This is a genomic window from Flavobacterium endoglycinae (assembly GCF_017352115.1).
GTDB classification, from domain to species: Bacteria; Bacteroidota; Bacteroidia; order Flavobacteriales; family Flavobacteriaceae; genus Flavobacterium; species Flavobacterium endoglycinae.
Genome location: NZ_CP071448.1, coordinates 2,397,530 through 2,409,711, shown reverse-complemented (window position 1 = coordinate 2,409,711; position 12,182 = coordinate 2,397,530). Strand labels below are relative to the sequence as shown.

The 12,182-nt window shown below is 37.2% G+C and carries 9 protein-coding genes; all 9 read left to right on the top strand.

What is annotated here, in order from left to right; all coding sequences use genetic code 11:
* Positions 1 to 24 precede the first annotated feature (24 nt).
* The 9 genes from J0383_RS10590 (at position 25) to araA (ending at position 12,046) form a co-directional block, all read left to right on the top strand.
* The gene (locus J0383_RS10590) at positions 25 to 1,029 is read left to right on the top strand and encodes an arabinan endo-1,5-alpha-L-arabinosidase (protein WP_207298347.1); all 1,005 of its coding nucleotides are present in this window, start codon (positions 25 to 27) and stop codon (positions 1,027 to 1,029) included.
* A 56-nt stretch (positions 1,030 to 1,085) separates the two neighbouring features.
* On the top strand, positions 1,086 to 2,624 hold the full coding sequence (locus J0383_RS10585; RefSeq protein WP_207298346.1) for an alpha-N-arabinofuranosidase: 1,539 nt from the start codon (positions 1,086 to 1,088) through the stop codon (positions 2,622 to 2,624).
* Positions 2,625 to 2,634: 10 nt separating this feature from the next.
* On the top strand, positions 2,635 to 4,254 hold the full coding sequence (locus J0383_RS10580) for an arabinan endo-1,5-alpha-L-arabinosidase (protein ID WP_207298345.1): 1,620 nt from the start codon (positions 2,635 to 2,637) through the stop codon (positions 4,252 to 4,254).
* Between the two features lie 337 nt (positions 4,255 to 4,591).
* Positions 4,592 to 4,720 (top strand): lysozyme inhibitor LprI family protein, encoded by a 129-nt coding sequence (locus J0383_RS23765; RefSeq protein WP_262898899.1) that lies wholly within the window; start codon positions 4,592 to 4,594, stop codon positions 4,718 to 4,720.
* A 32-nt stretch (positions 4,721 to 4,752) separates the two neighbouring features.
* Positions 4,753 to 5,733: an arabinan endo-1,5-alpha-L-arabinosidase gene (locus J0383_RS10575; protein WP_239023311.1), complete on the top strand. Its 981-nt coding sequence runs from the start codon at positions 4,753 to 4,755 to the stop codon at positions 5,731 to 5,733.
* Between the two features lie 102 nt (positions 5,734 to 5,835).
* The gene (locus J0383_RS10570; protein WP_207298344.1) at positions 5,836 to 7,821 is read left to right on the top strand and encodes an alpha-L-arabinofuranosidase C-terminal domain-containing protein; all 1,986 of its coding nucleotides are present in this window, start codon (positions 5,836 to 5,838) and stop codon (positions 7,819 to 7,821) included.
* Positions 7,822 to 7,988: 167 nt separating this feature from the next.
* A complete protein-coding gene (locus J0383_RS10565) occupies positions 7,989 to 9,680 on the top strand; it encodes a ribulokinase (RefSeq protein WP_207298343.1) in 1,692 nt (563 codons plus the stop codon).
* Positions 9,664 to 10,365 carry an L-ribulose-5-phosphate 4-epimerase gene (locus J0383_RS10560; RefSeq protein ID WP_207298342.1) on the top strand — a complete coding sequence of 234 codons (702 nt, stop codon included), beginning with the start codon at positions 9,664 to 9,666 and terminating at the stop codon, positions 10,363 to 10,365. The genes J0383_RS10565 and J0383_RS10560 overlap by 17 nt, the downstream gene beginning before the upstream one ends.
* 172 nt (positions 10,366 to 10,537) lie before the next feature.
* Positions 10,538 to 12,046 (top strand): L-arabinose isomerase, encoded by a 1,509-nt coding sequence (gene araA, locus J0383_RS10555; RefSeq protein WP_207298341.1) that lies wholly within the window; start codon positions 10,538 to 10,540, stop codon positions 12,044 to 12,046.
* Positions 12,047 to 12,182: the final 136 nt, after the last annotated feature.

The window sequence follows — 12,182 nt, the reverse complement described above, 5'->3', positions numbered from 1 at the left end:
TTAACAGTAACTAAAATTAGAACAATGAAAACAATTATAAGTTTGGTTGTATTGGCGATATTATTTGGGAGTTGTCAAAATGAAGAGATAGTCCCAACAGAGCAAGCAGCAACAGCTGTAAATACTCAGGATTCACAGGTTACTAATTTAACAGCCAAAACAGTCAGCGGAAATGTGCCATCGCACGATCCGAGTACGATTGTAAAAAGCGGTGTTAATTATTATGTTTTTACTACGGGAGATAATATTCCAATGACGTATTCAACCAATTTAACCAGCTGGACATGGGGAACATCTGTTTTTTCATCAACTCCAAGCTGGATTACAGGATATGTTCCAGGATTCGTAAAAACGTTCTGGGCGCCAGATGTTGCCTGGTTCAATAACAGATGGAATATGTACTATTCTTGTTCTACATTTGGTTCGGCGACATCAGCAATTGGATTGGTGACAACACCAGCCATTTCGCAAAGCGCAGGAACAACTTGGACAGATAGAGGCGTTGTCGTTTCTTCCTCATCTTCCTCAGATGTCAATGCCATCGATCCCTCTATTTTGGTGGATGGAAGCAATGTTTATATGGCTTATGGCTCATGGCATGCGGGTATTGGAGTAATCCAAATTAATCCTTCAACAGGAAAAACAACAGGAAGCAGAACCATTGTTGCTGGCGGAAACAGCGCATCTTGGGAAGCGCCTTGTTTAATTAAAGAAGGAAGTTATTACTATTTATTTGTAAACAGAGGCACTTGCTGCAATGGCGTAAACAGTACGTATTATATTGTAGTTGGACGTTCAACAAGTCCGTTTGGACCTTTCGTTGATAAAAACGGAGTTTCTTTAAAAAATGGCGGAGGAACAACTGTTCTGGCTACACAAGGAAACTACATAGGTCCAGGTCATTTGTCTAGAATCACAGGAACCCAAAAAGGAGCTGTTCATTATTATGACGGCGCGGATAACGGAAATCCAAAACTTGAAATTGTATATTTTACTTGGTCATCTGGATGGCCAACACTTTCTTATTAAAAACTAAAATTCAGAGGAAAGTTTGTCGGGCTTTCCTCTAAAAACAAAAAACCATTATGAAAAAAGCACTTTTAATCTCATTTGTAATTTCGTTTTGTAGTCAGCTGAATTTCGCGCAGACCACAATAACCATTAAAAATTCTGCTGATGCACCCACAATTGATAAAAACATTTATGGTCATTTTGCAGAACATTTAGGCCGTTGCATTTACGGAGGATTTTTTGTGGGAGACACTTCAAAAATTCCAAATACAAAAGGAGTAAGAAATGATATCATTGCTGCTTTAAAAGATTTAAAAATTCCAAATTTAAGATGGCCGGGTGGTTGTTTTGCCGATACCTATCACTGGAAAGATGGAATTGGACCACAAGAACAACGACCAACTATTGTAAACAAATGGTGGGGCGGAGTAACCGAAGACAACAGTTTTGGAACACACGATTTCTTGAATATGTGTGAACTTCTTGGAGCAGAACCGTATTTATCTGGAAACGTAGGAAGCGGAACAGTTCAGGAATTGGCTGATTGGGTTCAGTACACAAACTTTAGCGGTAAAAGTCCAATGAGTGATTTACGTGCAAAAAACGGAAGAAAAGAACCTTGGAAAGTAAAATACTGGGGAATTGGAAATGAAGCTTGGGGATGCGGAGGAAATATGACTGCAGAATATTATGCGGGCGAATATCGTAAATACGCAACTTTCATGTCAGACTGGGAAAATACAGGAGGAATTACAAGAATTGCTTCAGGATCAAACAGCTCTGATTACAATTGGACAGAAGTTTTAATGAAAGGAATTCCGTTGAATATGTTAGGCGGAGTTGGCGTTCACCACTATGCTGTAATTGATTGGGGTAAAAAAGGAGACGACAGAAATTTTACAGAAGAAGGTTATTTCAAAACCATGCAGTCGGCTTTAAAAATGGAAGAATTGGTTACTAAACATTCGGCTATTATGGACAAATACGATCCAGAGAAAAAAGTAGCCATGATTGTTGACGAATGGGGAGGCTGGTACGAAGTAGAAAAAGGAACAAATCCAGGATTTTTATACCAGCAAAACACAATGCGTGATGCCGTTTTAGCAGGAGCGACATTGAATATTTTCAACAACCATGCAGACCGTGTTCGTATGGCAAATTTAGCACAATGTGTAAATGTTTTACAAGCTGTAATTCTTACCGACAAAGCTAAAATGATTGTAACACCAACGTATCATGTAATGAAAATGTACAGCGTGCACCAAGATGCTAAATTACTGCCTGTAAGTTTCGAATCGCCATCCTATACTTTTAATGGAGAAAAACTTCCAGCAGTTTCAGCATCAGCATCAAAAGATAAAAATGGAGCAGTTCATATTTCACTTGTAAACGTAGACGCAAAAAACAAAAACAAAATCGAAATTGATGTAAAAGATTTAGGAGTGAAAAACTTTACAGGAACGGTTATCACATCAGCTAAGTTACAAGATTACAATTCATTCGAAAACCCAAATAAAATTGTTGCGACAGTTTTTAAAGGTTTCGAAAACAAAAAAGGAAAACTTGAAATTACGATTCCTCCTTTCTCAGTAGTTGTTTTAGAAGGAAAATAAAATAACAAAGATGAAAAAAGAAGACGTCATTTTAAAAACCATTTCTTTCATCGGATTTTTTGCAGCAGCACTTTTAATGACAAGCTGTTCAAAAGATGATCCGGCGTTAGCACCAGAGCCGCCCGTTGTAGTTGATCCGCCTGTAGTGACGCCAACATTTAATGGACCGACTTATGCCGACAATTATACGGCGTTTGCAAGCTGGTCAAACCGATCGCAATGGAATCTGGCAAACGTACACGATCCGTCAGTTGAAAAATCGGGAGAATATTATTATATGTATCAAACCGATGCTTCTTATGGAAACGCACACGATGGCAACGGACATTTTTTCTACAGAAGATCAAAAGATTTAATCAACTGGGAATTTATGGGACCTTCAATGCTTGAGGCGCCAGCGTGGGTAAAAGATTCTCTAAATAATAAAAGAGCCAGAATGAGTCCGGCACTTCCTCCAATAACAAATCCAAATTACGGATTTTGGGCGCCATGCGTTCGAAAAGTGGGAAATGTTTTTAGAATGTATTACAGCATTGTGGTAACGAATCCAATTGTTGGAACAGATACCAATACTTCTTGGACAGAACGCGCTTTTATTGGTTTGGCAGAAACTACAGATTTAGCATCCAATAATTGGGTTGATAAAGGAATGGTAGTCTGCTCAGAACCTGACGGCGTAAAAAGTTATGTTAGAAATGGAGGAAACGATTGGGATGCCTATTTTAAATTCAACGCCATCGATCCGAGTTTTATTGAAACCCCCGAAGGAGAACAATATTTAATTTACGGCTCTTGGCATTCTGGAATCGCGGCTTTAAAATTAAATCCAACAACAGGAAAACCAGATAAGTTAAAAACAATCGACGATTACGGAGTTCGAATTGCAGGCCGCGGGAATGTAAATACAAACCGTTGGCAAGCGCTTGAAGGCCCTGAAATTATCTACAATCCAGATACACAATACTATTATTTGTTTTTGGCTTATGACGAATTATCGGTGGCTTACAACACACGTGTAGCACGTTCCAAAAATATTCTCGGACCTTATGTAACCAATACTGGAATCAGTATAACAAATGGAGCCGAATGTTTTCCGTTGTTAACACATCCGTACCAATTTAAAAATCATACCGGCTGGGTTGGATTTTCGCATTGTGCTGTTTTTCAAAACCCAACAACCAAAAAATGGTTTTATGCTTCACAGGCACGTTTGCCAGAAGGAGTTCCAGGAATCAATGTTTCAAATGCGGTCATGATGGGGCATGTGCACGGAATTCAATGGACAGAAGACGGCTGGCCAGTTGTAGAACCAGAACGTTACGCTGGAGTTCCCACAACTACTTTTGCAGAAGGAAATCTGGTTGGGACTTGGGAACAGATTACCATGAATTACCAATACAAAACCATGCAAAAATCAGTTACGATTTATCTAACAGCCGACAAAAAAGTTAGCGGTGATATAACAGGAACTTGGTCGTATGATCCGGCTAAAAAAATGGCCACTATAAATGGAATTAAATGTAATGTAGTCGATGCGTGGGATTGGGAATCATCAACCAGAAAAGTGACTTTAACCTATGCCGGAATCAATAGTGCAGGATTAACCGTTTGGGGTAAAAAAATAAATTAGAAAATTTAAACACATAGAAACATAGATTTTCTAGTCAATAAAAGAGAAAAAACAAATCTAGATTTGAACACATAGATTGCTATGTGAATTTAAATAAATGAAATGCCTTTTTCAGACAACGTAATGCTATGATTCTATGTGTTAAAAAAATAAAGGTACAGATTAAAAGGATTTTTTAAATCTGCTCAATCTGCTCAATCTGCTTAAAAAAATAGCCACGAATTCACGAATTACAATGATTAAAATTTGTGAAATCTGCTTGAATAAAAATAACTACAAATTTCACGAATTATGATTTGTAAAAATTCGTGAATTTGTGGCAAAAAACATATCAATTATGAAAAACCTATTTACAAGCCTTTCCGTTTTGCTTTTATCGATTGCAGCAACTGCACAATCGGTAAAATTCAATAATCCAATTATTACAAAAGCTTTGCTTACATGTTCTGATAAAAGTTTCAGTTGAGGTTTGCACTTAAATTTACTTATATCACTTATATGGTTTACAAAAACATAAAATATACACTTTCAGCTTTTTTGATGCTGATAACTTCAGTGGTTGTGGCACAAGAAATTGTTGTGCATGATCCGGTAGTCATCAAACAAAAAGACACATATTATTTGTATTGCACAGGAAACGGAATAAGCGTTTTTAGTTCGAAAGATTTAAAAAAATGGAACAAAGAACCACAGGTTTTCGCCGAAAAACCAGTTTGGGCAGATGGCGTTGCAGCCGATTTTAAAAATCATATTTGGGCGCCAGATATTTCATTTCATAACAACATATACTATCTGTATTATTCGGTTTCAGCTTTCGCTAAAAATACATCGGCGATTGGTGTTGCGACTAATACGACTTTAGATCCAAAAGACAAAAATTACAAATGGATCGATCAAGGAATTGTCATTCAATCGCAGCCCAATCGCGATATGTGGAACGCCATCGATCCAAATTTGGTCTTTGATGAAAACAACACGCCTTGGCTTGCTTTCGGTTCTTTTTGGGAAGGATTGAAATTGGTAAAATTAAATCGAGATTTAAAATCAATTGCACAGCCTCAAGAATGGCATACAATCGCAAAGCGAAAAAGAAGTTTCGAATTACCAGATTCTGATCCAGGTGATGGCGCACTGGAGGCTCCTTTTATCTTTAAGAAAAATGGTTATTACTATCAATTTCTTTCTTGGGATTTATGCTGCCGCGGAGAAAAAAGTACTTATAAAGTAGTAGTTGGAAGATCTAAAAATGTAACAGGACCTTATGTTGATAAAGAGGGAAAACAGCTCGATCAAGGTGGCGGAAGTTTAGTAATTCAAGGCGATGAAAACTATTTTGGAGTAGGCCATAACAGCGCCTATACGTTTGATGGGAAAGATTATATGTTTTATCACGCTTACGAAAAGAAAACTAACGGAACGCCAAAACTAGTAGTCAAAGAAATGCAATGGGATGCTGATTTGTGGCCTGTTTTAAAATAGAATACAGGATAATGAAGCCTAATTTACCTAATTTTTCGGGCTTCTAATTATCAAAAAAGTACAGAAAGTTACAATCGAATACACAGAACAAACAATAAAAATATGAATACCAATTTTATTACCAAAATTACCCTTTTCGGAGCGATGTTGACAAGCATATACACATCGGCACAAAAAAACAACCTTGAAGTAGATGCTTCCAAATCGATTACCAAAATTCAGCCAACCATGTACGGAGTGTTTTTTGAAGACATCAATTTTGCTGCCGACGGAGGATTATATGCCGAAATGATCAAAAACAGATCGTTTGAATTTTTGTTTCCGATGATGGGATGGAATGAACCCAACAGTGACCGCCATAAATTAAACCAGCAATCTGGAATTGCAAACGTAATTCAATATTCCCAACAAGGAACCAATCATAATTATTGCCGAGTTACCATTAACGATGCGAATGGATATCAGTTGATAAACGAAGGTTTCAGAGGAATGGGAATCAAGAAAGATTTGAAATACAATCTGACTTTAAAAGCGGCTAAAATTTCAGGTAATATTTCTAAAATTAAATTTCAATTTATTGATAAAGACCACAAAGTCTTGGGAGAAACTTCGGTTGTTCCAACCTCAAAAGATTGGTCAAATTATTCGGCTCAATTAACTTCAACCGCAACAGAAGCCAAAGCAAAATTAAAAATCACTTTCGAAGGAAATGGAGTAATTGATTTAGATAATATTTCCTTGTTTCCAGAAGATACTTGGGCAGGAAGAAAAAATGGGCTTCGTAAAGATTTAGTGCAATTATTATACGATTTAAAACCAGGATTTTTACGCTTCCCAGGTGGTTGTATTGTAGAAGGAAGAACTTTGGCAGAACGTTACCAATGGAAAAAATCGGTTGGAAAAGTAGAAGACAGAGAAACAGCTGTAAACCGTTGGAATATGGAATTTTCACATCGACCAGCTCCAGATTATTTCCAAAGTTTCGGATTGGGATTCTTTGAATATTTCCAGCTTTCAGAAGATATTGGCGCTTCTCCGCTTCCAATTTTAAGCTGTGGAATGGCCTGTCAGTTTAATACAGGACAATTAGTTCCAATGGATCAAATCGACCCTTACGTTCAAGACGCATTAGATTTAATTGAATTCGCAAACGGCGGAACAGAAACCGCTTGGGGAAAAGTAAGAGCCGATATGGGACACCCAAAACCATTCAACTTAAAATTTATTGGAGTTGGAAATGAACAGTGGGGACCAGATTATATTGAACGTTTTAAAGTATTCGAAAAAGCAATTAAAAATAAATATCCAAACATCACAATTGTTTCAGGAACAGGACCTTTCCCTGATGGAGATTTCTTTGATTATGGAATGAAGGAACTTAAAAAACTAAATGCAGAAATTGTAGACGAACATTATTACAAAGACCCAGCTTGGTTTCGTAAAAATGCAACCCGTTATGACAGTTATGACCGTAAAGGTCCCAAAATATTTGCAGGAGAATATGCGGCACAAAGTGTAGCAATTGCAAGTCCAGACAACAAAAACAACTGGGAATGTGCTTTTTCTGAAGCCGCTTTCATGACCGGAATGGAGCGTAATGCTGAGGTAGTTCATTTAACCTCTTATGCACCATTATTAGCTCATGAAGAAGGCTGGCAATGGACACCTGATATGATTTGGTTCAACAATTTGCAATCATTTGGAACACCAAATTATTATGTGCAAAAACTGTTTTCAAACCATAAAGGAACAGATTTATTAAGCATTACAAAAGATGGAAAAGCCATTACAGGACAAAATGATTTGTTTGCTTCTGCAGTAAAAGATGTAAATACGAAAGAAGTAATTCTGAAAATCGTAAACACTTCGGCTTCATCTCAAAATGCATCAATTGATTTTAAAGGAGCAAAATTAGACTCAAAAGGAACAGCGGTTACGTTGAAAGGAGACGGATTAAATGACGAAAATTCATTTGCAGCGCCAACCAAAATCAGTCCAAAAGAGAACCAGTTTAAAGTTAATGGAAGCAAAGTTCAATACGATTTTGCTCCTTATTCTGTAACTGTTTTGAAAATTAAGATGAAATAATCGCAACATAATAAATGTAACATTAACATTTGTTTTTTGTTTTGATCCAAAATCTTCGTTTTAATGCATTTTTTGTAAAAAATCGAGACGCACAACCATATTAAGTGTTTTTTAAACACTTATAATTTTTTTATAATTATATTTGTCAATATTTTAAATAAATACGAATGAAAAATTATGTAATAGGATTGGACTACGGAACAGATTCTGTTCGCGCGGTGCTTATTGACACAGAAAATGGGCAGGAGCTGGCATCGAATGTTTCTCATTACAAAAGATGGAAAAACAAGCAATATTGTGACGCCTCTATAAACCAATTTCGCCAGCATCCTTTGGATCATATCGAAGGACTGGAAACTACGATTCAAAATGTTGTAAAGGAAAGTAAAGTTGATCCGTCATTGGTTCGCGGAATTTGTATTGACACAACCGGATCTTCACCTGTTCCAGTTACAAAAGATGGAACGCCATTAGCATTGACAAAAGGTTTTGAAGAAAACCCAAATGCCATGATGGTTTTATGGAAAGACCACACCGCAATAAATGAAGCAAACGAAATCAACGAACTGGCAGTAAGCTGGGGCGGAGAAGACGTGACCAAATACGTTGGAGGAATTTATTCTTCGGAATGGTTTTGGGCAAAAATCCTTCACATTGCAAGACAAGATGAAGCGGTTAGAAATGCCGCTCACACTTGGATGGAGCACTGCGATTTAATGACGTATTTATTAATTGAAGATAAAGATTTAAAAACCTTCAAAAGAAGCCGTTGTGCAGCAGGTCACAAAGCCATGTGGCACGAAGACTGGAACGGATTACCGCCAGTTGAATTTTTAGAAAAATTACATCCGTATTTAGCGACTTTACGTGGCAATTTATACGATGAAACATATACTTCAGATTTAGTTGCTGGAAAATTAAGCAAAGAATGGGCAGACCGTTTAGGACTTTCTACAGATACAGTTGTGGCTGTTGGAACTTTCGACGCACATTCAGGGGCAGTTGGAGCTAAAATCGAAGAGAACACTTTAGTTCGTGTTATGGGAACTTCAACTTGCGATATCCTAGTTGGTTCTTATGAGGAAGTAGGAACAAAAACCGTTCGCGGTATCTGCGGTCAAGTGGACGGATCTGTAATTCCAGGATTTATTGGTCTGGAAGCAGGACAATCGGCATTTGGTGATTTATTGGCTTGGTACAAGGAATTATTAATGTGGCCGACAGAACATTTATTAGCTTCTTCATCAACTTTAAATGACGCTCAAAAAGAACAATTAAGAGAGGAATTCAGCGATAAATTAATTGTTGAATTAACCAAAGAAGCAGAGAAAATCCCAGTTTCAGAAAGTCTTCCAATTGCTTTAGACTGGATTAACGGACGAAGAACTCCAGATGCCAATCAGGAAGTGAAAAGCGCGATTTCAAATTTATCTTTAGGAACAAAAGCGCCTCATATTTTCAAAGCTTTAGTAAACGCAATCTGTTTTGGAGCAAAGAAAATTGTAGACCGTTTTGAAGAAGAAGGCGTAAAAATCGATAGCGTTATCGGAATTGGTGGTGTTGCTCGTAAATCACCTTTTATCATGCAGACTTTGGCCAACGTTTTAAACAAGCCAATTAAAGTGGCAGCTTCAGACCAGACTCCTGCTTTAGGTGCGGCAATTTATGCAGCCGTTGCAGCTGGAATTTATCCAAACGTAATCGAAGCAAGCCAAAAAATCGGAAGTGATTTTGACGGAGAATATTTCCCTCAATTAGATAAAGTGGCAGCTTATCATAAACTGCTAATAGCTTACGAACAATTAAGTGCTTTTGCAGATCCAACTATTAAAATCTCTCAAAATGAGTTCTCTTTATAAAGATTTAAAACAAGAATGTTACGAAGCCAATATGCAGTTAAATGCATTGAATTTGGTGGTGTATACTTTCGGAAACGTAAGCGCTGTAGACAGAAAAAATGGTGTTTTTGCCATTAAGCCAAGCGGCGTTCCTTACGAAGATTTAAAACCTGAAGATATCGTAATCGTCGATTTTGACAACAATGTTGTCGAAGGAAATCTGCGTCCATCTTCAGATACCAAAACACATGCATATTTGTATAAACACTGGCCCAATATTGGTGGAGTCGCACATACGCACGCAACATATTCTGTGGCGTGGGCACAATCACAGCAGGATATTCCAATTTTCGGAACTACACATGCCGATCATTTAACAGCTGATATTCCGTGTGCGCCCCCGATGGCAGATCATCTGATTGAAGGAAACTACGAACACAATACCGGAATTCAGATTTTGGATTGCTTCAAAGAAAAAAATCTTTCTTATGAAGAAGTAGAAATGATTTTAATTGGAAATCACGGGCCATTTGCTTGGGGAAAAAATGCGGCAAAAGCGGTTTACAACAGCAAAGTATTAGAAGTCGTGGCAGAAATGGCGTACCTGACTTTACAAATAAATCCAAACGCACCAAGATTAAAAGATTCCTTAATAAAGAAACATTACAACCGTAAACACGGAAAAGATTCGTACTATGGACAGTAATTTTTAGTTTCAGGTTTCAGGTTTTTTTTGTTTCAAGTTGTTGGAACGTGAAACTTGAAACTTGAAACGTGAAACAAACAAAAACAAAAATAATAATATAACAATAAGATTTTCGGCATTTTGAGAACGTAAAACTTGAAACAAAGAAAACTTGAAACAAATAAACAAAACAATGATAGACATTTCTCAAAAAGAAGTATGGTTTGTAGTAGGAAGCCAGGAATTATACGGTGAAGAAACACTTAGAAAAGTAGCAGAACATTCTCAAATAATAGCAAAAGGATTAGACACTTCATCTTCAATTCCGGTAAAAGTGGTGTATAAAGATGTGGTAAAATCGCCTTCGCAGATTTTAGATGTATGTCTGGCGGCAAACTCCGCTAAAAACTGTATCGGAATTATTGCTTGGATGCATACTTTTTCTCCAGCAAAAATGTGGATTGGCGGATTAAATATCCTTAAAAAACCATTATGTCATTTACATACACAATACAATGCTGAAATTCCGTGGGGAAGCATCGATATGGATTTCATGAACTTAAACCAATCGGCTCATGGAGATCGTGAATTTGGTTTCATCATGTCTCGTTTGCGTAAAAAACGTAAAGTTGTAGTTGGACATTGGGAAGATCAAAGAGTTCAAAAACAATTAGGAATCTGGTCAAGAGTTGCTCTTGGATGGGACGAACTTCAAAACTTAAAAGTGGCTCGTATTGGAGACAATATGCGTGAAGTTGCCGTTACAGAAGGTGATAAGGTAGAAGCTCAAATTCGTTTTGGAGTTTCAGTAAATGGATACGATTCTTCAGATGTAACCAAACATATCGAAAAAGTAACAGACAAACAATTGGCTGATTTATTAGCCGTTTATGAGTCTTCTTATAACTTAACCGATTCTTTAAAAGAAGGCGGCGCGCAAAGAAGTTCTTTAGTGGAAGCTGCAAAAATCGAATTAGGATTAAGAGCTTTCCTTGAAGAAGGAGGATTCGGAGCTTTTACAGATACATTTGAAAACCTTGGGGTTTGGAAACAATTGCCAGGAATCGCTACACAAAGATTAATGGCCGATGGTTATGGTTTTGGCGGCGAAGGAGACTGGAAAACCGCTGCAATGGTTAGAGCTTTAAAAGTAATGTGTGTTGGTTTAGAAGGCGGAACTTCTTTCATGGAAGATTATACATACCACTTTACACCACAGAAATCATATGTTTTAGGTTCTCACATGTTGGAAATCTGTCCATCCATTGCTGACGGAAAACCTTCTTGTGAAGTGCATCCATTAGGAATTGGAGGAAAAGAAGATCCAGCTCGTTTGGTATTCAACTCTCCTGCAGGTGATGCGATCAATGTTTCGTTAGTTGATATAGGAACTCGTTTCCGTTTAATCGTGAACGAAGTTGAAGCAGTAAAACCAATGGCAGAATTACCAAAACTTCCAGTGGCGCGCGTTCTTTGGGATTGTAAACCAAATTTAGAAGTGGCAGCAACCGCTTGGATTTTAGCTGGTGGGGCGCACCATACCGTTTACAGCCAGTCAATTACAACAGAATATATGGAAGATTTCGCAGACATCGCAGGAATCGAATTATTGGTAATTGATGAGAAAACAACAGTAAGAGAGTTTAAAGATAAAATTAATGCCAACGAAGCCTATTTTCATTTATTCCAACACGGCCTGTAAAGCAGTAAAATGTAATTTGTAAGATGTAAAATGTGAAAAATCTTAAAAAGGTAAATTTTACATTTTTAAAATGATTAAATTTCGCATCTGACATTTTACATCTAACATTTAACCTTTTACAAACCAAAAAACTATC

What these genes read in the sequence shown, in the direction of transcription:
- J0383_RS10590 (WP_207298347.1), top strand. Translation starts at nt 25, where the DNA reads ATGAAAACAATTATAAGTTTGGTTGTATTGGCGATATTATTTGGGAGT.
- J0383_RS10585 (WP_207298346.1), top strand. Translation starts at nt 1,086, where the DNA reads ATGAAAAAAGCACTTTTAATCTCATTTGTAATTTCGTTTTGTAGTCAG.
- J0383_RS10580 (WP_207298345.1), top strand. Translation starts at nt 2,635, where the DNA reads ATGAAAAAAGAAGACGTCATTTTAAAAACCATTTCTTTCATCGGATTT.
- J0383_RS23765 (WP_262898899.1), top strand. Translation starts at nt 4,592, where the DNA reads ATGAAAAACCTATTTACAAGCCTTTCCGTTTTGCTTTTATCGATTGCA.
- J0383_RS10575 (WP_239023311.1), top strand. Translation starts at nt 4,753, where the DNA reads ATGGTTTACAAAAACATAAAATATACACTTTCAGCTTTTTTGATGCTG.
- J0383_RS10570 (WP_207298344.1), top strand. Translation starts at nt 5,836, where the DNA reads ATGAATACCAATTTTATTACCAAAATTACCCTTTTCGGAGCGATGTTG.
- J0383_RS10565 (WP_207298343.1), top strand. Translation starts at nt 7,989, where the DNA reads ATGAAAAATTATGTAATAGGATTGGACTACGGAACAGATTCTGTTCGC.
- J0383_RS10560 (WP_207298342.1), top strand. Translation starts at nt 9,664, where the DNA reads ATGAGTTCTCTTTATAAAGATTTAAAACAAGAATGTTACGAAGCCAAT.
- araA (WP_207298341.1), top strand. Translation starts at nt 10,538, where the DNA reads ATGATAGACATTTCTCAAAAAGAAGTATGGTTTGTAGTAGGAAGCCAG.